The organism is Caulobacter sp. SRI_008 (assembly GCF_057586355.1).
In genome coordinates this window covers 84,650-107,624 of record NZ_JBYCZS010000007.1, presented here as the reverse complement: position 1 = coordinate 107,624, position 22,975 = coordinate 84,650, and the positions used below count along the sequence as shown (strand labels likewise).

At 69.2% G+C, this 22,975-nt stretch carries 23 protein-coding genes; 10 read left to right on the top strand and 13 right to left on the bottom strand.

Annotation, left to right across the window (positions count from 1 at the left end; genetic code table 11):
- Window positions 1–37 precede the first annotated feature (37 nt).
- Complete coding sequence (locus AC2YHT_RS08440; protein WP_110117952.1) at window positions 38–241, bottom strand: hypothetical protein; 204 nt, start codon at window positions 239–241, stop codon at window positions 38–40.
- Between the two features lie 75 nt (window positions 242–316).
- Window positions 317–958, bottom strand: coding sequence for a TetR/AcrR family transcriptional regulator (locus AC2YHT_RS08435; RefSeq protein WP_487289146.1), 642 nt, complete (start codon window positions 956–958; stop codon window positions 317–319).
- 90 nt (window positions 959–1,048) lie between these two features.
- Between AC2YHT_RS08435 and AC2YHT_RS08430 the strand changes: the two genes are divergently transcribed.
- The 3 genes from AC2YHT_RS08430 to AC2YHT_RS08420 all read left to right on the top strand — a co-directional run bounded on the left by AC2YHT_RS08430 (window position 1,049) and on the right by AC2YHT_RS08420 (window position 7,068).
- Complete coding sequence (locus AC2YHT_RS08430) at window positions 1,049–2,158, top strand: efflux RND transporter periplasmic adaptor subunit (protein WP_487289145.1); 1,110 nt, start codon at window positions 1,049–1,051, stop codon at window positions 2,156–2,158.
- The gene (locus tag AC2YHT_RS08425; RefSeq protein WP_487289144.1) at window positions 2,155–5,274 is read left to right on the top strand and encodes an efflux RND transporter permease subunit; all 3,120 of its coding nucleotides are present in this window, start codon (window positions 2,155–2,157) and stop codon (window positions 5,272–5,274) included. The genes AC2YHT_RS08430 and AC2YHT_RS08425 overlap by 4 nt, the downstream gene beginning before the upstream one ends.
- A gap of 186 nt (window positions 5,275–5,460) precedes the next feature.
- Window positions 5,461–7,068, top strand: a complete 1,608-nt coding sequence (locus tag AC2YHT_RS08420; protein WP_487289143.1) for a carboxylesterase/lipase family protein — start codon at window positions 5,461–5,463, stop codon at window positions 7,066–7,068.
- Window positions 7,069–7,237: 169 nt separating this feature from the next.
- Here AC2YHT_RS08420 and AC2YHT_RS08415 read toward each other — a convergent pair whose 3' ends face one another.
- Both AC2YHT_RS08415 and carA read right to left on the bottom strand, forming a co-directional pair.
- Window positions 7,238–7,642, bottom strand: coding sequence for a globin domain-containing protein (locus AC2YHT_RS08415; protein ID WP_487289141.1), 405 nt, complete (start codon window positions 7,640–7,642; stop codon window positions 7,238–7,240).
- A gap of 147 nt (window positions 7,643–7,789) precedes the next feature.
- A complete protein-coding gene (gene carA / locus AC2YHT_RS08410; protein ID WP_487289140.1) occupies window positions 7,790–8,956 on the bottom strand; it encodes a glutamine-hydrolyzing carbamoyl-phosphate synthase small subunit in 1,167 nt (388 codons plus the stop codon).
- 244 nt (window positions 8,957–9,200) lie between these two features.
- On the opposite strand from carA, the gene AC2YHT_RS08405 reads away from it, so the two are divergent.
- From AC2YHT_RS08405 to AC2YHT_RS08390, 4 genes are all read left to right on the top strand, one after another.
- Window positions 9,201–9,500 carry a DUF1272 domain-containing protein gene (locus AC2YHT_RS08405; RefSeq protein WP_487289138.1) on the top strand — a complete coding sequence of 100 codons (300 nt, stop codon included), beginning with the start codon at window positions 9,201–9,203 and terminating at the stop codon, window positions 9,498–9,500.
- Window positions 9,501–9,604: 104 nt separating this feature from the next.
- The gene (locus AC2YHT_RS08400) at window positions 9,605–9,766 is read left to right on the top strand and encodes a hypothetical protein (protein WP_487289136.1); all 162 of its coding nucleotides are present in this window, start codon (window positions 9,605–9,607) and stop codon (window positions 9,764–9,766) included.
- 82 nt (window positions 9,767–9,848) lie between these two features.
- Entirely contained in the window at window positions 9,849–10,715 is an 867-nt protein-coding gene (locus AC2YHT_RS08395) for a dienelactone hydrolase family protein (RefSeq protein ID WP_487289135.1), read from the top strand.
- 14 nt (window positions 10,716–10,729) lie between these two features.
- The gene (locus AC2YHT_RS08390; RefSeq protein ID WP_487289134.1) at window positions 10,730–11,434 is read left to right on the top strand and encodes an HAD family hydrolase; all 705 of its coding nucleotides are present in this window, start codon (window positions 10,730–10,732) and stop codon (window positions 11,432–11,434) included.
- A 139-nt stretch (window positions 11,435–11,573) separates the two neighbouring features.
- On the opposite strand, the gene AC2YHT_RS08385 is transcribed toward AC2YHT_RS08390, so the two are convergent.
- From AC2YHT_RS08385 to AC2YHT_RS08355, 7 genes are all read right to left on the bottom strand, one after another.
- A complete protein-coding gene (locus AC2YHT_RS08385; RefSeq protein ID WP_487289133.1) occupies window positions 11,574–12,680 on the bottom strand; it encodes an acyltransferase family protein in 1,107 nt (368 codons plus the stop codon).
- A gap of 45 nt (window positions 12,681–12,725) precedes the next feature.
- Window positions 12,726–13,100, bottom strand: coding sequence for a VanZ family protein (locus AC2YHT_RS08380; RefSeq protein WP_110121608.1), 375 nt, complete (start codon window positions 13,098–13,100; stop codon window positions 12,726–12,728).
- Window positions 13,101–13,403: 303 nt separating this feature from the next.
- The gene (gene serA, locus AC2YHT_RS08375; protein ID WP_487289131.1) at window positions 13,404–14,981 is read right to left on the bottom strand and encodes a phosphoglycerate dehydrogenase; all 1,578 of its coding nucleotides are present in this window, start codon (window positions 14,979–14,981) and stop codon (window positions 13,404–13,406) included.
- Between the two features lie 62 nt (window positions 14,982–15,043).
- Complete coding sequence (locus tag AC2YHT_RS08370; protein WP_487289130.1) at window positions 15,044–15,523, bottom strand: hypothetical protein; 480 nt, start codon at window positions 15,521–15,523, stop codon at window positions 15,044–15,046.
- A 5-nt stretch (window positions 15,524–15,528) separates the two neighbouring features.
- Complete coding sequence (locus AC2YHT_RS08365; RefSeq protein ID WP_110121611.1) at window positions 15,529–16,704, bottom strand: phosphoserine transaminase; 1,176 nt, start codon at window positions 16,702–16,704, stop codon at window positions 15,529–15,531.
- Between the two features lie 147 nt (window positions 16,705–16,851).
- Entirely contained in the window at window positions 16,852–17,277 is a 426-nt protein-coding gene (locus AC2YHT_RS08360) for a hypothetical protein (protein WP_487289129.1), read from the bottom strand.
- 60 nt (window positions 17,278–17,337) lie between these two features.
- Window positions 17,338–17,682: a hypothetical protein gene (locus tag AC2YHT_RS08355; RefSeq protein WP_110121613.1), complete on the bottom strand. Its 345-nt coding sequence runs from the start codon at window positions 17,680–17,682 to the stop codon at window positions 17,338–17,340.
- A gap of 167 nt (window positions 17,683–17,849) precedes the next feature.
- Between AC2YHT_RS08355 and AC2YHT_RS08350 the strand changes: the two genes are divergently transcribed.
- Entirely contained in the window at window positions 17,850–19,727 is a 1,878-nt protein-coding gene (locus AC2YHT_RS08350; protein WP_487289128.1) for an ATP-binding protein, read from the top strand.
- 152 nt (window positions 19,728–19,879) lie between these two features.
- Window positions 19,880–20,239: a hypothetical protein gene (locus tag AC2YHT_RS08345; protein ID WP_487289127.1), complete on the top strand. Its 360-nt coding sequence runs from the start codon at window positions 19,880–19,882 to the stop codon at window positions 20,237–20,239.
- Between the two features lie 6 nt (window positions 20,240–20,245).
- Here the strand turns inward: AC2YHT_RS08345 and AC2YHT_RS08340 are convergent, their stop codons facing one another.
- Together AC2YHT_RS08340 and AC2YHT_RS08335 are read right to left on the bottom strand one after the other, a co-directional pair.
- Window positions 20,246–21,070: a PhzF family phenazine biosynthesis protein gene (locus AC2YHT_RS08340; RefSeq protein WP_487289126.1), complete on the bottom strand. Its 825-nt coding sequence runs from the start codon at window positions 21,068–21,070 to the stop codon at window positions 20,246–20,248.
- Between the two features lie 17 nt (window positions 21,071–21,087).
- Complete coding sequence (locus AC2YHT_RS08335; protein ID WP_487289125.1) at window positions 21,088–21,705, bottom strand: DJ-1/PfpI family protein; 618 nt, start codon at window positions 21,703–21,705, stop codon at window positions 21,088–21,090.
- A gap of 148 nt (window positions 21,706–21,853) precedes the next feature.
- Here AC2YHT_RS08335 and AC2YHT_RS08330 point away from each other — a divergent pair, with 148 nt between their 5' ends.
- Window positions 21,854–22,969, top strand: coding sequence for an ankyrin repeat domain-containing protein (locus AC2YHT_RS08330; protein ID WP_487289124.1), 1,116 nt, complete (start codon window positions 21,854–21,856; stop codon window positions 22,967–22,969).
- Window positions 22,970–22,975 lie beyond the last annotated feature (6 nt).

Sequence of the window (22,975 nt, the reverse complement as noted above, 5' to 3'; positions counted from 1 at the left end):
TGGCCCGAAGGGCCGGAGGGGGCTCGCCGCAGGCGAGCTAGTCCGCGTCGTCGAAGTCGCCTTCGCCCGCCGTCTCCTCGTCGCCCGTCAGCGCTGTGTCCAGGCTGTCGATGATCTCGTCCATCTGCTCTGAGGTGATCGAGACGTAGATGGCGTCGCCGCCGACGGCCGAGACCAACAGACGGTAGCCGTCTTCGGTTTCCTGCAGGGAGAAGGTTTCCAGGGGCTGCAGCTTGGCCATCGAGGCGTCTTTCGTCGGGAGAGATCGGGAGCCCGCCGATGTAGGCCCGCGCTCGCCCCGTTTCAACGAGCGTCTTTAGCGGACGTCTTTCAAGGTTCCCCGCCGCAGCAGGGCGATGTGGCAGGCGATCAGCACCTCGCGCTCGACCCACGGGAAGTCGGCGCGGGCGATCAGCAGCGAAACCAAGCCGTGCAGGCCCGCCCACAGGGTCTGGGTCATGCTCTGGATGTCATCGTCGTGGGTCAGGCCCGCGTCGCGCATTTCGCCCACGATCTCGGCGAAACGCTGGAAGGCGCCGATGCCCGCCATCATCGGCCGGTCGCCGACCCGCTCCTTGTAGGACCCGTCCAGGCCCTTCTCGACCATGAAGGCCACACGATAGGCGTCGGGCTCCTCCAGGCCGAAATCGACATAGACCCGCAGCGCCCGCTCGAAGCATTCGGCCGTGGGCTTGAAGCTGGCCCGCGCCTCCTCCATCCGCTCGACCAGAGTGGCGAAGGCCCGCACGCACAGTTCGGCGGTGATGTCGTCCTTGGTGGCGAAATAGGCGTAGAGGGCCGGCTGCGAGACGCCCGTGGCCTCGGCGATCTGGCGGGTCGAGACCGCGTGCAGGCCCTTCTCGCTGAACAGCCGCAGGGCCGCGTCCAGGATCTCCTCGCGTCGTTCGGCGCCCTGTCCCTTGGGTTTGCGGGGAGAACGGATCTTCGGCGCGGTCATCGTCCCTCCTTTCCGCAGCGGGGCCGGCTTGACAACCCACAATAATCGATCAGTGATTACTTATCACCGATCGATGATAGGGGCGAGGGCATGGACGGGGCGCGTGCTGGATATGGAGGCGTCGTCCTGCTCACGGCGCTGGCGACGGCCTCGGCCCTCGCCCTGGCGGCCTGCGGCGGCAAGGCGGCAGCGCCCGAGGCCGCTCCGCCGCCCGCGGTGGAAGCCGTCAGCGTCGGCACGCCCGGCGCGGCGTCGGACCTCACTGCGTCCGGAACCCTGGAACGCCGCCGCGAGATGGCGCTGTCGTTCCGCATCCCCGGCGTCCTGACCCGCATGGCGGTCGAGGCCGGCGACAGCATCGCCGCCGGCCAGACCCTGGCCAGCATCGACCCGGCCGGGGTCGACGCCCGCCAGACCCAGGCGACCGCAGACCTGGAGCGCGCCCGCCGCGAGGCCGAGCGGGCCCGCAAGCTCTACGCCTCCGGCTTCGTCGCAAAGGCCCGGCTGGACGACGCCGAAAGCGCGCTGAAGGCGGCCCAGGCGGCCAACGCCGGCGCGGCCTTCGACCGGCGCTGGGCGCGGCTGGCCTCGCCGGTCTCGGGCGTCGTCCTGGCCCGCGCCGCCCAGGCCGGCGAGGTGGTGGCGGCCGGCCAGACGGTGCTGACCGTCGCCGATCTCTCCAGCCCGCTGGTCCTGCGCCTGCCCCTCCCCGCCCGCGACGCCGCGCGGGTCAGGGTCGGCTCCAGCGCCGCCATCACCGCCGACGCCCTGCCCGGCCAGACCCTCAACGGCGTCGTCACGCGCCTTGGCCAGGCCGCCGATGCCCGCACCGGCGCCGTCACGGTCGAGATCGAGGTCCAGGCCCGCCCCGAGCTGAAGAGCGGCCAGATCGCCTCGGCCCGGCTCAGCGCGCCGGCCGCCGACGCCTCGGCCCGCGCCGAATTCGCCCGCATCCCGGCCGAGGCCCTGCTGGAGGCCTCGGGCGACAAGGCCGCCGTGCTGCGCCTCGACGGAACCACCGCCCGACGCACGCCGGTGCGGTTCGGCGGCTTCGACGGCGACGACGCCCTGGTCGCCGGCCTGCCGCCCGGCAGCCGGGTGATCACGGCCGGCGCCGGCTTCGTCTCCGACGGCGAGAAGGTCAGCGTGGTGGACCCGCGCGCGCTCGCCGCGCCGACCCGCAAGGTCGCGGCCCAATGAACCTGAACCTCGCCGCCTTCGCCGTCCGGCGCTGGCAGTTCACCATCGTCGTCTTCGGCCTGCTGGTGATGCTGGGCGTCAACGCGCTGATGACCGTGCCGCGGTCGGAGGATCCGCACTTCCCGATCCCGATCGTGCTGATCCGCGCGGTGCTCCCCGGGGCCGAACCGGCCGAGATGGAGCAGCTGGTCGCCGACCCGATCGAGACGGCGGTTTATGGCCTCGACAGCATCGACAAGGTCGAGAGCACCAGCCTCGACGGCGCGGCCGTGGTCCGCGTCTTCTTCACCTGGGACGTCGATCCCGAGCGCAAGTTCGACCAGGTGGTGCGCGAGGTGAACGCCATCCGCGGCAGCCTGCCCGCCGGCCTGCAACGCCTGGACATCGAGCGGGTGCGCACCACCGAGGTGGCCATCGTCCAGGTGGCCCTGGTCAGCGACAGCCTGCCCATGCGCCGGCTGGAAAAGGTCGCCGACAGGCTGTCCGAACGGCTCGACCGCGTGCCCGGCGTGCGCCAGACCCGCTACTACGGCGCCCCGGCCTCGGAGGTTCGGGTGTCGCTGGATCTGGCTCGCCTCGCGGCCCTCAAGCTGCCGGCCTCCGCCGTCGCCGACGCCCTGAAATCGGCCGGCATCGAGGCCCCGATCGGCGCGGTCCAGGCCGGCGGCCGACGCTTCAACGTCAAGTCCGGCGGGGCCTTCCGCTCGCTGGACACCGTCAAGAACACCCCCGTCCGCTCGCTCGGCGGCCAGGTCGTGCGGGTGCGCGACGTCGCCGACGTCGCCTGGGCCCAGGAGGAGCCGACGCACCTGACCCGCTTCGATGGCAAGCGCGCCGTCTTCGTCGCCGTCACCCAGAAGGACGGCCAGGACGTCGGCCGCATCACCAAATCCGTCGAAAAGGTGCTGGACGACTACGAGAAGGTGCTGCCGGCCGGGGTGAAGCTGGAGCGCGGCTTCGTCCAGGCCCACAATGTCGACCACCGCCTGAAGAACCTGTTCCGCGACTTCGCCGTCGCCCTCGTTTTGGTGCTGATCACCCTACTGCCGCTGGGGCCGCGCGCGGGCCTGGTGGTGATGGTGTCGATCCCGCTGTCCCTGCTGATCGGCCTGTCGCTGATCCAGGCCTTCGGCTTCACCCTGAACCAGCTGACCATCGCCGGCTTCGTGCTGGCGCTGGGCCTGCTGGTCGACGACAGCATCGTCATCACCGAGAACATCGCCCGCCGGATCCGCGAGGGCGAGGAGCGCACCTCCGCCGCGATCAACGGCTCGGGCCAGATCGCCCTGGCGGTGATCGGCTGCACGGCGACCCTGATGCTGGCCTTCCTGCCGCTGATGGCCCTGCCGGCCGGCTCGGGGGCCTATATCCGCTCGCTGCCGGTGACGGTGCTGTGCACGGTGGGCGCGTCGCTCTTCGTGTCGCTGACCATCATCCCGTTCCTGGCCAGCCGGGTGCTCGACAAGCATTCCGATCCCGAGGGCAACCGCCTGCTGCAAGCCGTCAACGGCGTGATCCACACCGTCTATCGGCCCGTGCTGCACCGAGCTCTGGCCCGGCCCTGGCTGGCGCTGGCCATCATGCTGGCCCTCTGCGCCACCGCCGTGCCGATGCTGAAGGCGGCCGGCTCCAGCCTGTTCCCCGCCGCCGAGACCCCGCAGTTCGTGGTGCGGGTGTTCACCCCCGACGGCTCGTCCCTGGCCCGCACCGACGCGGCCCTGCGCTATGTCGACCAGCGCCTCTCGCGCGAGCCCGATGTCGTCTGGCGCGCCGCCAACCTGGGCCGCGGCAATCCGCAGGTGTTCTACAACCAGTCCCAGCGCGAGAGCGCGGTGACCTATGGCGAGATGTTCGCCAGCCTGAAGGCCTGGGAGCCGGGCAAGAGCGAGCAGTTGCTCGATCGCCTGCGCGCCGACTTCGCCCGCTATCCGGGCGCGCGGATCAGCGTCGAGGTGTTCGAGAACGGCCCGCCGATCGAGGCCCCGGTCGCCGTGCGGGTCACCGGCCGCGACCTGGGCGTGCTCAAAGCCCTGGCCGCGCGCGCCGAGGCGATCCTCAAGAGCACGCCCGGCACGCGCGACGTCGGCAACCCGGTGCGCCTGGACCGCACCGACCTCGACCTCGGCGTCGACGAGGCCAAGGCCGCCGCCCTGGGCGTGCCGGCCGGCGCGGCCCGCCGCGTGGCGCGCCTGGCGCTGTCCGGCGAGGAGACCGCCCGCTTCCGCGACGCCGACGGCGACGACTACGCGGTCAAGGTGCGCCTGCCGATGGAGGCCGTCGACGGCGCCGACCGCAACGCCCTGTCGGCCCTGTCGAGCGTCTATGTGCCCACCGCCGACGGCGAGGCGGCGCCGCTGTCGGCCATCGCCGCGCCGAACCTGAAATCCAGCCCCGCCCGCATCGACCGCTTCGACCGCGAGCGCACGGTGACGGTCACCGCCTTCGTCCGCACCGGCTACCTGACGGACAATGTGACCAAGGACGTGCTGGCGCGCCTGCAGAAGGAGCTGCCCATGCCGCCGGGCTACGCCCTGAGCCTGGGCGGCCAGGCCGAGGCGCAGTCGGAAAGCTTCGCAGGGCTGGGCGCGGCGGTGATGGTCGCCGTGTTCGGGATCCTGGCGGTGCTGGTTCTGGAGTTCCGCAAGTTCAAGACCGCGCTGGTCGTGGCCGGGATCATCCCGTTCGGGGTGTTCGGCGCCGCGGCGGCCCTGTGGCTGACCGGCAATTCGCTGTCGTTCACGGCCACCATCGGCCTGATCGCCCTCATCGGCATCGAGATCAAGAACTCGATCCTGCTGGTCGACTTCACCGAACAGCTGCGCCGCGACGGCATGAGCCTGCACGACGCCATCGAGAAGGCCGGCGAGGTGCGCTTCCTGCCGGTTCTGCTGACCTCGGCCACGGCGATCGGCGGGCTGATGCCCCTGGCGCTCGAACGCTCGGGCCTCTACTCGCCCCTGGCCATCGCTATCATCGGCGGTCTGGTGACCTCGACCGTGCTGTCGCGGGTGGCGACGCCGGTGATGTACTGGCTGACGGCGCGGGGGGAGGAATCTTCCCCTCTCCCAGAGGGAGAGGGAGGGGCCCAGGCGGAGCCTGGGAGGGTGAGGGGTTAGGGACTGAAGACGGCGTGCCGGCACGACGGCCAACAGCGTACGCCCTCACCCTCCCACCGCTTCGCGGCAGGCCCCTCCCTCTCCCCACGGGAGAGGGTCTCCTTGCGCAAAATGGCTTGCTACCGGTGTCATGTTTCGTGCTAGCCCTTGCGGCAAGCTCGCCAGAAGCGCCGGAGGAAGACCAACATGGATCGTCGCAGCCTGCTGCTGACCGCCGGAGCGGCGGCCGCCGCCAGCGCCCTTCCGGCCCATGCGGCCAAGTCTCCAGCAGCGCCGATCGTGACCACAGCCGCCGGCAAGGTGCGCGGCGCGACCACCGCCGACGGCGTCCACGTGTTCAAGGGCCTGCGCTACGGGGCCGACACCGGGGGGGCCCACCGCTTTTCCCCGCCTCGCAAGCCCCAGCCCTGGACCGGCGTCGCCGACGCCCTGGCCTATGGCGCGGCCTCGATGCAGACCGGCAAGGGCGAAGAGGGCGAGACCCTCTCCGAGGACTGCCTGTTCCTCAACGTCTGGACCCCGGCCAAGGCCGGCAAGGCGGGCCTGGCCGACGGCGGCAAGCGGCCGGTGATGTTCTACATCCACGGCGGCGCCTACAACGGCGGCTCGGGCGGCAGCCCCTGGTACGAGGGGACCAAGCTGGCCAGGCGCGGCGACGTCGTGGTGGTCACCGTCAACCACCGCCTCAACGCCTTCGGCTATCTCTATCTGGCCCGCCTGTTCGACGATCCCAGCGTCGCCGACAGCGGCAATGTCGGCCAGCTCGACCTCGTTCTGGCCCTGCAATGGGTGCGGGACAACATCGCGCAGTTCGGCGGCGATCCAGACCGGGTGATGCTGTTTGGCCAGTCCGGCGGCGGGGCCAAGATCGCGACCCTGCTGGCCATGCCCAGCGCCAAGGGCCTGTTCCATCGCGCCGTGACCATGAGCGGCCAGCAGGTCACCGCCGGCGGCCCGTTCAACGCCACCAAGCGGGCCAAGCTGTTCCTGGAGAAGCTGGGGATCAGCGACCTGGCGGCCCTGCGCGCCCTGCCCGCCGACCAGCTGCTGAACGGCCTGAAGGCTGTCGATCCGGTCGCCGGCTCCGGCGGCGTCTATATGGGTCCGGTGCTGGACGAGCGGTCGCTGACCCGCCATCCGTTCTTCCCCGACGCCTCGCCGCTGGGCCTCGACGTGCCGCTGATCTGCGGCAACACCCACGACGAGACGCGCGGCTTCGCCGGCTGGGACCGCAAGGTGTTCGACATGACCTGGGAGCAGGTGGTCGAGAAGCTGCCCGGCCAGTTCAACGCCCGCATCGACATCGACCCGGCCACGGTGGTGGCGGCCTATCGCAAGATGTATCCGGCCTATTCGCCGTCGGACGTCTATTTCGCCGCCTCGACCGCCGGCCGCTCGTGGAAAGCCGCGATCCTGCAGGCCGAGGCCCGCGCGGTCACCGCTGCGCCGGCGTGGGTCTATCAGGTCGACTGGAAGTCGCCCAAGGACGGCGGCGTCTGGGGCGCGCCGCACACCATCGATATCGGCCTGGTGTTCGGCACGCTGGACGCCAAGGGCTCGATCGTCGGGACCGGCCCCCGCAGCGAGGCTATGTCCAACACCATGATGGACGCCTTCGTCGCCTTCGCCCGCACCGGCGATCCCAACTGCGCGGCCATTCCCAAGTGGGATCCCTACACCCTGCCCCGCCGCCAGACCCTGGTGTTCGACGAGACGACCCGCATGGCCGACGACCCACGCGGCGGCGAGCGGGAGCTGTTCAACAAGGTGCCGTTCACGCAGTTCGGGACGTAAATCCCCTCTCCCCTTGCGGGAGAGGGTGGCCTCCCGGAGGGAGGTCGGGTGAGGGGTCTCTCAAGCCTCAAAGCCGCGTGCGGCGGTAAGGCCGGGCGAGGTGTCTCATGTTTGAGAGACCCCTCATCCGTCGGCTTCGCCGCCACCTTCTCCCGCAAGGGGAGAAGGATCAGGCCGCGACCTCGCCCTCTTCGTCGCCGTCCTCGTCGTCGAACTCGTCCTCGTCGGGACCCAGGGACTCATCCCGCAGGATCTCGATCTGGTCGGCGACGTCGGCGATGGTCTCGTCATCGACGCCGGCGGCTTCGAGGGCCGCGGCCAGGTGGCCGATGACGAGGTCGAGCTCGTCGTCTTCCAGGCTGTTGGCGCCCAGCCAGACGAAGGCCAGATCCTGGTCGCCACGAGCTTCGGCGGCGTCGGGATCAAGGGCGGCGGCCACGAAGGCGCGGGCGCCGGGGGCGATCTCGCCGCCGAACAGGTCCTTCAGCCGTTCGTCGGCCTGGGCGCGGGCGAAGAAGTCGGAGATCACCGACTGGGCGGCGGCCTCGCCGCCGATGCGTTCATAGGCCGTCATGCCGTCCTCGCGGGAATTGGGGAACGGCGAAAACGTTAACACGGGCCGCGAAGGCCGTGCGTGAACCCTGGGCGATGGTTTCGTGACACCGCCAGGCCCTGGAGCCCTAAACGAAAAACGCCCCGCCTTTCGGCGGGGCGTTTCGTCTTACTTCGCCTTGTCCATCAGGCCGGCGAAGCGCTCGAAGATGTAGAGGCTGTCGGTCGGGCCGGGCGAGGCTTCCGGGTGGTGCTGGACGCTGAACACCGGCTTGTCCTTCAGGGCGATGCCCGCGTTGGTGCCGTCGAACAGCGAGACGTGGGTCTCCTGCACCGGCTCGGGCAGGCTTTCGCTGTCCACGGTGAAGCCGTGGTTCATCGACACGATCTCGACCTTGCCCGTGGTCAGGTCCTTGACCGGGTGGTTGGCGCCGTGGTGGCCCTGTTCCATCTTCACGGTCTTGGCGCCCAGGGCCAGGGCCAGCATCTGGTGGCCAAGGCAGATGCCGAACACCGGCTTGCCGCTCTCAACCAGCTTCTTGATTTCCGGCACGGCGTACTCGCCGGTCGCGGCCGGATCGCCCGGGCCGTTGGACAGCAGCACGCCGTCGGGATTGCGGGCCAGGATGTCCTCGGCCGAGGTGCTGGCCGGCACCACCGTGGCGCGGGCGCCGACATGGGCCAGGGCGCGCAGGATGTTGCGCTTCACGCCGTAGTCGATGACGACCACTTCGTACTTGGGCTTGTCGAGCTTGGCGTAACCCGCCGGCCACGACCACAGGCCCTCGTCCCAGGTGAAGGTCTGGGTGGTGGAGGCGTCCTTGGCCAGGTCCAGGCCGACCACGCCCGACCAGTCGCGAGCCTTGGCCTTCAGGGCCTCCAGGTCGAACTTGCCGTCCGGCGAGTGGGCGATGACGCCGTGCGGCATGCCGGTCTCGCGGATCTTGCGGGTCAGGGCGCGGGTGTCGACGCCGGCCAGGCCGACGACGCCGCGGCGCTGCATCCAGCCGTCGAAGTCGCTGTTGGCGCGCCAGTTGGCCGGATCGGTCGGGACGTCGCGGAAGATCGCGCCGCGGGCGGCCGTCTCGGCCACGCCGGTGACCTGCTCGACGTCTTCGGCGTTCGTGCCGACATTGCCGACGTGCGGGAAGGTGAAGGCCACGATCTGGGCCATGTAGGACGGGTCGGTCAGGATTTCCTGATAGCCGGTCATGGCGGTGTTGAAGCACACCTCGCCGACCGCATCGCCGACCGCGCCGCAGCCGACGCCTTGCAGCACCGTGCCGTCAGCCAGGACCAGAACGCCAGTAACGCCGGGGAGAAGGTCTTGGGACATCTCGAAAAGCGCCTCCAGAACGCATGGTCATTTTCGCAAAAAGGCGGGCCGGGGAGAACCCCGCCCGCCTGCGCAAACGGCGGCGTGTTTAGGGACCTTGGGAGGGGGGGTCAACCCCTTGGATCACGCGTTTTCCCGCCGCCCGCCACATTACCGTGATCGACGAAGACGCCCCCTCGCGCGCGCGGCCCTCAAGCCCTTATGGTGCGGGGCTTCAACGCATAAGAACACGGGAGGACGGCCCATGCTCGAACTGCGCCCCAATTGCGAATGCTGCGACCGCGACCTGCCGCCCCAGAGCGACCAGGCCCGTATCTGCACCTTCGAGTGCACCTTCTGCGCCGATTGCGCCGACGCCCGATTCCAGGGCGTCTGCCCCAATTGCGAGGGCGACCTGGTCGCCCGGCCAATTCGGCCCGACGGCAAGCTGCACCGCTTTCCCGCCTCGCTGCGGCGGATCAACAAGGCCCACTCGGCCTGTCCGCAGCCGCCTCCTCGCCCCGCTCCCGGACCGGCTCCGGACGGCCGGGGTGTGGCGCTTTAAGCGCACACTGGATCAATCGGTCGCACGTCTGGATCGTTCGGCGGTTCACGGTCGTTAACTCGTCAGGCCCCACAAGCTTGGGCGTAAACGAGGAGACCAGAGCCATGACCGTCGCCGTCCACGATCGCACCGTCGCCGCCCCGCGCGCGTCGAAGATCGCCTGGTCGCGCCTCCCCGGTCAGAGCCTGGCGGGTCAGGCCCTCGGCCTGGTGCTGAGCGCCGGCATCGTCGCCAGCGGCGCCCTATTCGTAATCCTCAGCTTCTGAACTTAAACGGGTCCGGCCGATTGCCTTCGGGCTCTGGTCGTGCACCGTGCGGGCGCCTCTCAGTTGCGAAGGAGCCCGTTCGATGTGCGACGACGACATCCACCAAGGCCTTGTCCATGACCCGCGCGTTTCGCGCCGCGCCTTCGGCCTGATGACGGCCGCTGCGGGTGGCCTCGTCGCCACCGCCGCCCGCGCGGACGACAAGGTCGTGGAGACCGACGTCGTCATCAAGACGCCCGACGGCGAGGCCGACGCGGCCCTGTTCAAGCCGGCCGGCAAGGGCAAATGGCCCGCCGTGCTGATCTGGCCCGACGTCATGAGCCTGCGCCCCGTCTTCCGCGACATGGGCCGCCGCCTGGCCGCCCAGGGCTATGTCGTGCTGGTCCCCAACCTCTATTACCGGGTCAAGAAGGCGCCGGTGGTCGAGGGCACGTTCAACTTCGCCAATCCCGAAGACCGCGCCAAGATCACGCCGCTGCGCGCCACCGTCACCCCCGAGGGGACCGACAAGGACGCCCTGGCCTATGTCGCCTTCCTCGACGCCCAGAAGGAAACCGACAAGGCCAAGAAGGTCGGGGTGCAGGGCTACTGCATGGGCGGGCCGCTGGCCTTCCGCACGGCCGCCGCAGCGCCGGGCCGCATCGCCGCCGTCGCCAGCTTCCACGGCGGGGGCCTAGTCACCGACCAGCCGACCAGCCCGCACCTGCTGATCCCCAAGACCCACGCCGAGTTCCTGATCGAGATCGCCGACAACGACGACCAGAAGGAGCCGGAGACCAAGGACAAGCTGAAGGCCGCCTTCGCCGCCGCCAAGCGTCCGGCCAAGGTCGAGGTCTTCGCCGGCGCCGCCCACGGTTGGACGGTCAAGGGCAGCCAAGTCTACAACGAGACCGCCGCCGAAACGGCCTGGGCCAACCTGCTGGACCTCTACAAGCGAACCCTGGGGTGATGTAGACGGAGGACATGAGCCTCATCACCACGGTCGGCGTCGACGCCGACGACACCCTCTGGCACTGCGAGACGCTGTTTCGCCTGTCGCACCAGCGGTTCGTCGAACTGCTGGCGGAATTCGGCGACGAGGAGCGGATCAACGCCCAGCTGGCCGTGACCGAGAAGAAGAACCTCCGGGTCTACGGCTACGGGGCCAAGGGCTTCACCCTGTCGATGATCGAGACCGCGCTGGACCTGACGGACGGCGCGGTCTCCACTCGGGTGATCCGCGAAATCCTGGCCGTCGGCCGCGAGATGCTGACCGAGCCGGTCGAGCCCCTGCCCGGCGTCGAAAAGGCCCTGGCCGAGCTTTCCAAGCGCTACCGCCTGATCCTGATCACCAAGGGCGACCTGCTGCACCAGGAGCAGAAGCTGGCGGCCTCGGGGCTCGGCGACCTGTTCGCCGCCGTCGAGATCGTCTCGGAGAAGGACGCCGGCACCTATCGCCGGGTGTTCGAGCGCTACGGCACGGGCGCCGAGCAGGCCCTGATGGCCGGCAACTCGATGCGGTCCGACATCCTGCCGGCGCTCGAGGCCGGGGCCTGGGGGGCCCTGATCCCCTACCCGCTGGTCTGGGCGCATGAGGCGGCCGAAGCGCCGGTCGGGCATGAACGCTACGTCGAGCTGGCTTCGATAGCCGAACTGCCGGCCTTCGTGGATCACGTATCCAGATCGTGACCTTCTCCCACCGTCCAACCCTTCTCCCATAGGGAGAAGGAGGGGCCCGCGCCGCAGGCGTGGGAGGATGAGGGGTTTCGGCGGTCGAGGGTGTAACCCCTCACCCTCCCACCGCTTCGCGGCGGGCCCCTCCCTCTCCCTATGGGAGAGGTTTCTTTTTCTTCCCCCACCCTGCGATCGCATCCCGCGCCGGCTTCTCGAAATATGTCAGCGACGCATAGCTGACCGGGATCAGCGCCAGCCCCCAGGCCAGGCACCACAGGCGCATGACGTCGCCGGTCAGCTGCAGCATGCCAAGGCCCACCCAGTTCAAGGCAATCTTCAGCACGATCGGGTGGAGCATGTAGATCGAGTAGGAAAGCTGCCCCCACGGCGCCAGCCAGCGCACGACAGAGCCGGCCTTGACCGGCGCGTTGTCGGCCGCCACGCCCAGCAGACCGACGGCGTAGCAGGCGAACAGCAGGATGCCGCGGTCCAGCTGCACGGCCGCGCCGGCCACGAAGCCGACGCACGATCCGAAGAACCACCAGCGGGCGCCCGGCAGCCGGGCGAGCGGTCCACGAATCCCATAGGCGATCATGCCGATCATGAAGCCCGGCGCGGCGCGGGCGATCCCGAAGTCGGCGGTCCACATGTGGAAGGGCTGGCTGGCGGCTGGCACGAACAGCGGCACGGCGAACAGCGCCGCCAGGATCGCCGCCGTGGCCAGGGTCAGCCAGGCCGTCCCCCGTCCCGCCAGCCACAGCAGGACCGGCAGGATCAGATACATCGCCCACTCGGCGCTGATCGACCAGCTGACGAAGTTGAAGGTCTGGGCCCGGCAGATGCCGAAGGCCTGCAGGTTCAGCAGGTTGGGCACGACGCAGGCCGGGTCGTAGCGGCTGGGGTCGCGGTCGTTGATCAGGCCCACCACCCCGGCGACGGCGATCACCACGAACACGCCAAGGGTCAGCCAGTGCAACGGCATCAGCCGCGCCACTCGCTTCTGCAGGAACCAGCGGAAGTCCGAGACCGTGCGGATCCGGCCCGTATAGACGGCGCTGATCACGTAACCCGAGATGACGAAGAACAGGTCGACGAGCAGGCTGAAGCTCTTGACCGTGTCGTCCACCGCCTGCCAGCGGCCGTCGATATTGATGAACCGGTTGAAGTGGAAGACGACGATCAGCACCGCCCCCAGCGCCCGCAGGGCGTCCAGGTGCAGCATGTCGTCGGAATCGGTCTTGAGCGGCGGAAACGGTTTCACGCCGCAGTGGTGAGCGCCCCCGTAACGACGGTCAAGCTCGGCCGATCAAGCTCGGCCGGCGGGGAGCTTGCGACGGATCACGCCCACCACGCTGTAGGCATAGGCCGCCGACACCCCGCAGAAGTCGGCGATCAGGTCGCCGAATGACATGTCGCGGCCCACGAAGTGCTGCACCACCTCGATCAGCGCGCCGAACGCCACCAGCACCGCCCCGATCCGCCACAGCCGGCTCTTGGGCATGGCCAGGCACCCCAGCACGGCCAGGACGTAGAAGACGATGAAGTGCTTGGCCTTGTCCCACGGGATCAGCCCGACGCTGTCGTCGCCGGGCGTGACCGCCTTCCAGAAGGCGTAGGCGGCGGCCGCCGCGAACACGGCGAAGGCCAGCCAGTTGATCTTGCGCTTGAAGCTGCGGGACATCAGGGCTCCTGGAGAGACGCGAGCCCTGCCCTAGCCGCTCACCTGGGGCTTGAAAATGGCGGCGACGCTTGCGCGGCCATTCTTGTCGGGCTCTGCACGCGATCTGCATCGGCGTGGCGCAACTGCTCCCCCCTTCCCGCCTCCCTCGCCCCTGTGGCGAGGGTCCATGCCAGAAACAGCTCAGACCTCGACCGTTTCCGGCGAAGTCTGAGCGGCTGAACGATGGATCCTGGGCACAAGGCCCAGGAAGGCAGGAAGAGAACGGTGAAAGGAAGTGTCCCTCCATCCACCGCCAGGTCACCCTCAGAAGGTCAGCGCGCGGGCTTCCTTCACGTGCGGCAGGGCCTGGATCTTGGCCAGCAGCTCTTCGCTCGGGGCCTGGTCGACGCCGACCAGGGCGATGGCGTCCTCGTCGGCCGAGACGCGGCCGAGGTTGAAGGTGGCGATGTTGACGCCCGCTTCGCCCAGCAGCATGCCCAGCGCGCCGATGAAGCCCGGCTTGTCCAGGTTGTTGATGTAGAGCATGGCCGGCGAGAAGCCCGCGTCCAGCTCCATGCCCTTGACCTCGACGACGCGCGGGGCGCCGGCGATCACCGTGCCGGCGAAGACGCGCTTGCCCTTCTCGGTGGTGATGGTCACGCGCAGCAGCGAGTCGTAGGTCGGGCTCTTTTCCTGGCGGCTCTCGGAGACGGTGATGCCGCGCTCCTTGGCCACGGCCGGGGCCGAAACCATGTTGATCTCGGCCAGCATCGGCTTCAGCACGCCGGCGAGAGCCGCCGAGGTCAGCGGCTTGACGTTCAGGGCGGCGACTTCACCTTCGAAGGCGATGTCGATGGCCTTGATGCCGAAGTCGACCATCTGGCCGGCCAGGGCGCCGATCTTCTCGGCCAGGGCCACGAACGGCTTCAGCTTCGGGGCTTCCTCGGCGCTGACCGAGGGGCTGTTCAGGGCGTTGGTCACGGCGCCGGTCAGCAGGTAGTCGCTGACCTGCTCGGCGACCTGCAGGGCCACGTTCTCCTGGGCTTCCGAGGTCGAGGCGCCCAGGTGCGGGGTGGCCACAACCTTGTCCGAACCGAACAGCGGGTTTTCCTTGGCTGGCTCGGTGACGAACACGTCGAAGGCAGCCCCGCCCACGTGGCCGTCGTCCAGCAGCTTGCGCAGGGCCACTTCGTCGACCAGGCCGCCGCGGGCGCAGTTGACGATCAGCACGCCCTTCTTGGTCTTGGCCAGGTTCTCGGCCGACAGGATGTTGCGGGTCTTGTCGGTCAGCGGGGTGTGCAGGGTGATGACGTCGGCGCGGGCCAGCAGGTCTTCCAGCTCGACCTTCTCGACGCCCATCTCGATGGCGCGCTCGGGCGACAGGAAGGGGTCGTAGGCGACGACCTTCATCTTCAGGCCCAGGGCGCGGTCGGCGACGATGCCGCCGATGTTGCCGGCGCCGATCAGGCCCAGGGTCTTGGCGTACAACTCCACGCCCATGAAGCGGTTCTTTTCCCACTTGCCGGCCTGGGTGCTGGCGTCGGCGGCCGGCAGCTGGCGGGCCAGGGCGAACATCATGGCGATGGCGTGCTCGGCCGTGGTGATCGAGTTGCCGAACGGGGTGTTCATCACCACCACGCCCTTGGCGGTGGCGGCCGGGATGTCGACGTTGTCGACGCCGATGCCGGCGCGCGCGATGACCTGCAGCTTGTTGGCGGCGGCGATGACGTCCTTGTCGAGCTTGGCGCCCGAGCGGATGGCGATGCCGTCATAGTCGCCGATGACGGCGATCAGTTCGTCTTTCGACAGGCCGACCTTGATGTCGAAGTCGACGCCGCGGTTCTTGAAGATGTCGACGGCGGCGGGGCTGAGCTTGTCGGCGATGAGGACGCGAGGAGCCATGGGCTAAGTTCCTTGATCGGTGGCGGCCGGTCAGGCCGCGATGTCTGTCTTAAAAGCCGCGCTCAGCGAAGCCAGCGCAGCATGTGCGGGAAGGGAGGGACGCCGCGTTCGGCCGCCAGGCGGGGCTCGACGCAGAGGCCGTAGTACTGGAGCAGCGGCACGCCGATGGCGCCGCCCGACGCGAAGGTCTCGGCCAGCCAGGCCGCCTCGCCCTTGTAGCCTTCCGGATGGAAGACCACGGCGGGATCCAGACCCAGATGGGTCAGGGCCGCCCAGGACCAGGCCAGCGTGGCCATTTCCTCGCCGTCGGTGGGCTCGAGCCGTTCGGCCTGGCGGCTTTCGGGCTCGGTGACGGCGATGTGGCCGGCCTCGTGCAGGATGTCGCCGGGATGGGCCAGGCGCCGCTCGTCGATCACCAACCCGCCGAACCGGATGTCCAGTCCCGGCAGGAAGGTGTCGTCGGGCAGCTCGCCCGCCCTCACGTCGATGCCGAGGCCGATGACGAAATCGGCCAGGCGCTGCGTGAGGGGGTCGGCGAACACCAGCGTCAGGCCGCTTGCAGGACCGCCGCCTTGGTTTCCGAGAAGGCCCAGTCGAGCCACGGGGTCAGGGCTTCGAGGTCCGAGGCCTCGACCGTGGCGCCGCACCAGATGCGCAGGCCGGCCGGAGCGTCGCGGTAGCCGCCGATGTCGAGGGCCGCGCCCTCCTTCTCGAGCAGGCTGGCCAGCTTCTTGGCGAAGTCGGCCTGGGCGTCGGCCGGCAGGGCGGCGATTTCGGCGTCGACCACCTTCAGGCACACCGAGGTGTTGGAGCGGATTTCCGGGCTGGCGGCCAGGAAGTCGACCCAGGCGGTCTTCTCGACCCAGTCGGCCAGGACCTTGAGGTTCTGGTCGGCGCGGCCCTGCATGGCCTGCAGGCCGCCGATCGAGGCGCCCCATTGCAGGGCGTCCAGGGCGTCTTCCACGCACAGCATCGACGGGGTGTTGATCGTCGCGCCCTCGAACAGGTCGAGCGTGACCTTCCCGTTCTTGGTCATGCGGAACAGCTTCGGCATCGGCCAGGCCGGGACGTAGCTTTCCAGGCGGGCCACGGCGCGCGGCGACAGGATCAGGATCCCGTGCGCGCCCTCGCCGCCCAGCGCCTTCTGCCAGGAGAAGGTCACGACATCGAGCTTGGTCCAGTCCAGGTCCTGGGCGAAGGCGGCGCTGGTGGCGTCGCAGATGGTGATGCCTTCACGGTCGTCCGAGATGAAGTCGGCGTTGGGCACGCGCACGCCCGAGGTCGTGCCGTTCCAGGTGAAGACCAGATCCTTGGCCGGATCGACCTTGGCGGTGTCGGGCAGCTCGCCGTACGGGGCGCTCAGCACCTCGACATCGGGCAGCTTCAGTTGCTTGGTGACGTCCGTGACCCAGTCCTTGCCGAAGGACTCGAAGGCCAGCAGTTGTACGGGGCGGGCGCCGAGCATCGACCACATGGCCATCTCGACGGCGCCGGTGTCCGAACCGGGGACGATGCCGATCAGGAAGTCGGCGGGCACTTCGAGCACGTCGCGCGTCTGGTCGATGGCGGCCTTCAGGCGCGCCTTGCCCAGCTTCGAGCGGTGCGAGCGGCCCAGGACCGCGTTCCTCAGATTTTCGGGGGACCAGCCGGGGCGCTTGGCGCACGGGCCGGAAGAGAACTCGGGGCGAGCCGGACGGATTGCCGGCTTGGCGAGGGTAGTCATGGCGATGTCTCCCATCCTTACAGATGGACTGCGCCCCGTTGGGGGGGCGTGGCCCGCCGGCGAAAAACCCCGTTTTCGATCGGAAGGCAAGAGCCATTTTCTGGAATTTTATTCCGCTGGGCGCGACCGATCGTCCGCGCTCGGCAATTATTTTGCGGAACGGGCCTTGCGGCGCCAGGCCAGGATCGTGCCCAGCAGGATGCAGGCCAGCACCCCGATCGTGTTGATGTTGTTGACCATCTTGTAGAGGTTGTCGTGCGCCTTCTCGGCCACGAGGTAGTAGGCGTGCAGGCTGAACTGCACCGCCTGCAGCAGCATCGCCACGCCCAGCCAGGCGCTGACGAAACGCATGGCCAGCAGCAGGAAGACTACCGCCAGGGCCGCATCGTCGATCAGCAGAATCACCGGCTGGATCGCCGGCGGCAGCAGCAGGTGGATGGCCGAAACGCCGACGCTGCCGATCACCACCGCCAGGGCGGCCAGCCGTTCGGCCTTACCGCCCTTCGCCCACGCGAGCGCCGCCAGCGCGATGATCGCGCCCCATATGACGACGGCGATGAGGTTTCCAAACATGCGCAAGGCCCCTAACGCAAATTAGGGGCCTTGCTAAGTTAAAGTCTTGCAACTTCGCCGTCAGGCGACGCCGCGCAGGTCCGTCGACTTCTGACCGGTGGTCGTGACGTTGTCTTCCTTGACTTCCACACCCGCGAGCTTGGTGCGGATACCCACGCGGAGTTTCACTTCGCTGAGCTCGTTGTGCATGCCGACCATGGCGCTGCGGGCTTCTCCCAGCGCGGCCAGGGCCTCGACCAGCTTCGCGCTGGCCTTGTCGCCGACGACGGCCGACAGACCAAGGTCCTTACGGGCCTTCAGCATGTCCGACATCAGTTCGGCGGCGTTCACCATCGCCGCATCGACGGCGTTTTCGGTCGCAAACAACTTGTTGGCGACACGTTGAGCAACAAACACTTTTTCCACGTACCCGACTCCTCCAGAGAACCGAGTCAAAAGGTAAACGAATCATTAATGTCGCCGCAATCGAAAATGCGCCCTAGCGTTGTTTTGTCGCGACTGCACCTGGGGCTGGAAGCGAAGCGTTAGGAACCTGCCGGCAAAATGCGCGTGCTTGACCTGCCGGAAGGCCCATGGACGACACGAGGCACATCTCCGAAACTTCGGCTCACGCGCCTTTACAGGCGCGGATCGCCGGCGTTGCGCTGGGCACGACGATCGCCGCCCTGACCGCCGCATGCCTGTGCTTCATGCTCCAGCAGTGGAGCGTCGCCCGCCAGGAAGCCCGCGAGAACCATCGCGTCCTGGCCGAGATGGTCGCCGCCGGCGCCGCCTCCTCTCTCGCCGACCATAACGCCGCCGGCGCCAGCCGGGCCCTCGACGCGGTCATCAAGGCCCCGCACGTGGCCGGCGCCCGCCTCACCGACACCTCGGGCCAGATCGTGGCCCGCATCGGCGTCGAGAACGAAGACAACGTCGAGACCCTGACCCGTCCGGTGACCCTGTCGGGCCGCAAGGTCGGCGAACTGTCGCTGGTGGCGCGCCAGCCGAGCCTGGTCGAGATCCTGGCCCGCGACCTGGCCCTGACCGGCGCCCTGTTCTTCGGCGCCGCGGGCCTGGCCATCCTTCTGGCCAACAGCCTGGCCCGGCGGATGACCAAGCCGATGCAGCGGCTGTCGGACGCCATGCACGACATGGCCCAGGGCGGCCGCTACAGCCCCGTCCAGCAGGCCAGCGACGATGACGTCTTCCACAGCCTGACCGACAGCTTCAACCACCTGGTGGCCCGCCTCGAGGCCAACGACCACGACCTGCGCTCGGCCATGGGCGAACTGGTCAAGGCGCGCGACGACGCCAACGCCGCCAACGTGCTGAAGTCGCACTTCCTGGCCAATATGAGCCACGAGATCCGCACCCCCCTGAACGGCGTGCTGGCCATGACCGAAGTGATGGCCATGGACGACCTGTCGTCCAAGCAGCGCGAGCGCCTGTCGGTGATCCGCGAGTCCGGCGGCCTGCTGCTGGCCGTGCTCAACGACGTGCTCGACCTGTCGAAGATCGAGGCCGGCCGCCTGGAGCTGGTCGAGCGCGACTTCGACCTTTCCACCCTCGCCTCCTCGCTGCGCGAGACCTTCGTCGACCAGGCCCGCGACAAGGGCCTGGACTTCGGCGTCATGGTCGCCCCCGAAGCCCTGGGCGGCTGGCACGGCGACGTGGATCGCCTGCGCCAGATCCTCAACAACCTGGTGTCCAACGCCCTGAAGTTCACGCTGGAGGGCGCGGTCTCGGTCCGCTTCGCCTCGGCCGAGGACGGCTCGGGCCTGCGCATCGACGTCACCGACACCGGCATCGGCATCGCCACCGACATCCTGCCGCGCCTGTTCGACAAGTTCGTCCAGGCCGACAGCTCGACCACCCGCCGCTTCGGCGGTTCGGGCCTGGGCCTGTCGATCTGCCGCGAACTGGCCGCCGTCATGGGCGGGGGCATTCACGTCCAGAGCCGAGAGGGCCAGGGCTCGACCTTCACCGTCGTCGTGGCCATGCCGCGCGGCGAGGGCGAGATCGCCCAGGCCGCTCCGGTCGACGAGCCGTCCGACGCCGCCGCCGGCCGCCGTCTGCGCGTGCTGGCCGCCGACGACAACCTGACCAACCAGAAGGTCATCGCCGCCGTCCTCGCCCCGCTGGGCGCCGAGGTGGCGCTGGTCGCCGACGGCGCGGCCTGCGTCGAGGCCTGGCGCGCCGGCGGTCATGACGTGATCCTGATGGACATCCACATGCCGGTGATGGACGGCGTCGAGGCCGCCCGCACCATCCGTTCGCTGGAAGCCGCCGAGGGCCGCGCCCGCACCCCGATCGTGGCGGTCACCGCCAACGCCCTGGTCCACCAGGTCGAGGGCTATCTGGCCGCCGGCATGGACGGCCACGTGGCCAAGCCGATCGAGGTCACCAAGCTCTACGCCGCCATCGAGGACGCCGTGGCCGCCGCGGCCCGCATGGCGGCCGCCGCCTGACCTCTCCCTCGTCCTGAGCTTGTCCAGGGACGCCCTCAGGTAGATGAACCCAACATAACGACGGGCTCAGAACCGCTTCAGGCGGGACGTGGTTTCTTCTCCTCAACGCCGCCGACAAGGACGGCGGATCAGATTGAGAAGGAACCGAACCGATGAAGAAGATCATTCTCCCGATCGTTGCGGTCTCGGCCCTGGCGGCCGCCACCCTCCCCGCCGCGGCCATGGCCCAGCCCATCAACCAGCGCCAGGCGCAGCTTGAGCAGCGGATCGACCGCGGCGTGCGCAACGGCGACCTGAACCGCCAGGAAGCCCGCCGCCTGAACGGCGAACTGCGCGAAGTGGCCCGCCTCGAGCACCGCTACCGCGCCGGCGGCCTGAACGGCTGGGAACGCGCCGACCTCGACCGTCGCCTGGACCGCATCAGCGCCCAGATCCGCTACGAGCGTCATGACCGCGACTACGGCCAAGGCTACGGCCGCGGCGACCGCAACGACCACCGCGGTCGCTGGTAACAGCTACTAGAAGGCCGGCTCCACCCGGAGCCGGCTTTCCACCACCGTAAGGCCGCGGCCGCGCAGGATCACGCGCGCGCCGCGGCTTTCGCATGAGAGGTCCCCGCCCCGGCCCGGATAGGCCTGGTGGAACTCCAGCGCCGTCTTGCCCAGCTTGTCGCCATAGAGCGGCATCAGGATGCAGTGGGCCGAGCCCGTGGTCGGATCCTCCGGGATGCCCGCCGCCGGCGCGAAGAAGCGGCTGACCACCGCATAGGGCCGGCCCGCATCGGCCAAGGCGACGGCGATGACCTGGCCCTTGCCGTCGGTCGCCTCGCTTTCGAGGCGATTGAGAGCGGCGAAATCCGGCTCCAGCCGCCGCACGGCCGCCTCGTCCTCCAGCACCGCCACCAGATAGGCGCCGGCCCAGGCCTCGACCACCGGCGCGCCCAGGGCGTCGGCCAGACCCGCCGGGATCTCGACCCGGCGCGGCGGATTGGCCGGAAAGTCCATCTCCAGCCGTTCGCCGTCCCGCCGCACGCGCAATTCGCCCGACAGGGTGTCGAAGGCCAGCACCTCGACGTCCGCGCCCAGTTCGGCGAACAGGGCGTGGGCCGACGCCAGCGTGGCGTGACCGCACAGCGGGGCCTCCCGGGCCGGGGTGAACCAGCGCAGGCCGTAGCGGGCCGGGTCGGCGGTCTTCAGCAGGAAGGCCGTCTCGGCCTGGTTGTTCTCGGCCGCCAGGGCCTGCATCCAGGCGTCGCTCGGCCAGCGATCGAACGGCTCGACCACGCAGGCCGGGTTGCCCTTGAAGGGGGCGGACGCAAAGGCGTCGATGGTCCATTGGCGCATGGGGCTTCTCCCGAAAATCAGGCGGCGACGTCTTCGGCCGGCAGGAACGGCGTGATCGCCGCAAGGGCGCGGGCGACGTAGACGTCCTTCTCCCCCACCGGCGCGACGTAGCGGATGGCCTCCTCGGCCTCGGCCAGGCCCGCCAGCCGCGCGATCGTCCAGGCGGCCAGATACTGCGAGGCCAGGCACCCGCCGGCGGTGGCGACATTGCCGTGAGCCACGAACGGCGCGTCCAGCACCTGGACCCCCGCCTCGATCACCCAGGGCTTGGTCGTAAGATCGGTGCAGGCCGGCAGGTCGCCGACGAGGCCGAGCTTGGCCAGCAGCAGCGTGCCCGAGCACTGGGCGCCGATAAGCTGGCGCGAGGGGTCCAGCGTCAGCCGCGACAGCAGGTCCGCGTCGGCGGCGATCTCTCGGGTCTTCGACCCGCTGCCGATCAGCACGGCGTCTGCCTCGGCGGCGAATTCGAGGGGCTGCTGGCGCTGCACCGTCACCCCGTTCAGCGAGGTGACCTCCGGCGTCGGCGCGGTGATGTAAGCCGCCCAGCCCTTGGCCTTCATGCGATTGAGGATCGCCGCGGCGATGAACGAGTCCAGCTCGTTGTAGCCATCGAACGTCAGAACCGCGATCCGCACCGGAGCCTCCTCTTGCGTGAGGCTCAAGCGGTAACGGGCAATGATCCATGAAGCAAAAGGAGTATTGTCATCGTGACAATACTCCTTCGCAGGTCGCCATGCGGTTGGCATAGCCTTGCTCGTTCACCGGCGATCGAGAAGGACGACGATGCCGAAGGCCAAGAAGAAGCTGCTGCCCAAGGACTTCGACGCGCTGCTGAAGGCCGGCGATCTCGCCGCGCAGCAGGCGGTGTTCGAGACCTGCGAACTCGACGCCCGGGGCGGCTACGGCAAGCAGACCGCCCTGGGCTTCCACAGTTGCTCCGACGATCTGGCGCGCTGGCTGGTCGGCCAGGGCGCCGATATCGAGGCCAAGGACACCTACGGCCGCACGCCCCTGCACAACCGCGCCTCCAGCCTGTTCGGCAATGTCGAGACCCTGCTGGCGCTGGGCGCCGACGTGCACGTCCTCGACAACGACGGCGCCACGCCGCTGCACCACGCCGCCCAGTTCGCCAATCTCGACGCCGTGCGCCGGCTGCTCGAGCGCGGCGCACGGGCCGACGTGCTCGACACCGCCGGGCTGACGCCCCTGGTCGCGGGCCTGCAGCGGTGCAGCAACGCCCAGATCGCGGCGATGGCCGGGGTCGCCGAGCTGCTGCTGGCGGCCGAGCCGCCGCGCAAGCAGGGTCTGGGCGAGCTCTTCAGACGCTTCACGGGCAAGTCCGGCGACCGCGCCAACGTCACGCCGCAGATGCAGGCCTTTGTCCAGCGCATCGGCGAGAATTTCGAGTTCCACCGCCAGGGCTTCAATCCCGACTTTCTGGAAGAGACCAGCGCCGGGCTCGACCGGCTCTACGCGCTGTTCGAGGTTCCGCCCGTCCCGCACCGGCTCATGCATGACGAGCGCGCGCCGATCGTCGCCAGATCGGCCCGCTGGCAGGATCAGCACCAGGAACTGTGGGAACTGCTGGTTCCCTCCCGCGGCGCGGCCTCCACCGTGCAGGGCGAGGTGATCCGCATCACGGGAAAGGTCACCAACGAGATCGACGGCAATGGCGCCGCCAACTGGGACGCCGACTACCGCAAGATGCTGCGCGCCTTCCTGGCGCATATCGGTTCCGGCGAGCCTCTGCCCCCCACCGATCGCGACCGGGCCGCGCGGCTGGCCGCCGAGATCAAGACCTCCGAAGGGGCCGGCGCGGACCTTTGCGAACTGGCCGTCCGCTGGGTCGCGCTCAACCCGACGCCAGCGCCCCTGCCGGCGCCGGACTACACGCGGTGACGCCCG

What these genes read in the sequence shown, in the direction of transcription:
- AC2YHT_RS08440 (WP_110117952.1), bottom strand. Translation starts at nt 241, where the DNA reads ATGGCCAAGCTGCAGCCCCTGGAAACCTTCTCCCTGCAGGAAACCGAA.
- AC2YHT_RS08435 (WP_487289146.1), bottom strand. Translation starts at nt 958, where the DNA reads ATGACCGCGCCGAAGATCCGTTCTCCCCGCAAACCCAAGGGACAGGGC.
- AC2YHT_RS08430 (WP_487289145.1), top strand. Translation starts at nt 1,049, where the DNA reads ATGGACGGGGCGCGTGCTGGATATGGAGGCGTCGTCCTGCTCACGGCG.
- AC2YHT_RS08425 (WP_487289144.1), top strand. Translation starts at nt 2,155, where the DNA reads ATGAACCTGAACCTCGCCGCCTTCGCCGTCCGGCGCTGGCAGTTCACC.
- AC2YHT_RS08420 (WP_487289143.1), top strand. Translation starts at nt 5,461, where the DNA reads ATGGATCGTCGCAGCCTGCTGCTGACCGCCGGAGCGGCGGCCGCCGCC.
- AC2YHT_RS08415 (WP_487289141.1), bottom strand. Translation starts at nt 7,642, where the DNA reads ATGACGGCCTATGAACGCATCGGCGGCGAGGCCGCCGCCCAGTCGGTG.
- carA (WP_487289140.1), bottom strand. Translation starts at nt 8,956, where the DNA reads ATGTCCCAAGACCTTCTCCCCGGCGTTACTGGCGTTCTGGTCCTGGCT.
- AC2YHT_RS08405 (WP_487289138.1), top strand. Translation starts at nt 9,201, where the DNA reads ATGCTCGAACTGCGCCCCAATTGCGAATGCTGCGACCGCGACCTGCCG.
- AC2YHT_RS08400 (WP_487289136.1), top strand. Translation starts at nt 9,605, where the DNA reads ATGACCGTCGCCGTCCACGATCGCACCGTCGCCGCCCCGCGCGCGTCG.
- AC2YHT_RS08395 (WP_487289135.1), top strand. Translation starts at nt 9,849, where the DNA reads ATGTGCGACGACGACATCCACCAAGGCCTTGTCCATGACCCGCGCGTT.
- AC2YHT_RS08390 (WP_487289134.1), top strand. Translation starts at nt 10,730, where the DNA reads ATGAGCCTCATCACCACGGTCGGCGTCGACGCCGACGACACCCTCTGG.
- AC2YHT_RS08380 (WP_110121608.1), bottom strand. Translation starts at nt 13,100, where the DNA reads ATGTCCCGCAGCTTCAAGCGCAAGATCAACTGGCTGGCCTTCGCCGTG.
- serA (WP_487289131.1), bottom strand. Translation starts at nt 14,981, where the DNA reads ATGGCTCCTCGCGTCCTCATCGCCGACAAGCTCAGCCCCGCCGCCGTC.
- AC2YHT_RS08365 (WP_110121611.1), bottom strand. Translation starts at nt 16,704, where the DNA reads ATGACTACCCTCGCCAAGCCGGCAATCCGTCCGGCTCGCCCCGAGTTC.
- AC2YHT_RS08360 (WP_487289129.1), bottom strand. Translation starts at nt 17,277, where the DNA reads ATGTTTGGAAACCTCATCGCCGTCGTCATATGGGGCGCGATCATCGCG.
- AC2YHT_RS08350 (WP_487289128.1), top strand. Translation starts at nt 17,850, where the DNA reads ATGGACGACACGAGGCACATCTCCGAAACTTCGGCTCACGCGCCTTTA.
- AC2YHT_RS08345 (WP_487289127.1), top strand. Translation starts at nt 19,880, where the DNA reads ATGAAGAAGATCATTCTCCCGATCGTTGCGGTCTCGGCCCTGGCGGCC.
- AC2YHT_RS08340 (WP_487289126.1), bottom strand. Translation starts at nt 21,070, where the DNA reads ATGCGCCAATGGACCATCGACGCCTTTGCGTCCGCCCCCTTCAAGGGC.
- AC2YHT_RS08330 (WP_487289124.1), top strand. Translation starts at nt 21,854, where the DNA reads ATGCCGAAGGCCAAGAAGAAGCTGCTGCCCAAGGACTTCGACGCGCTG.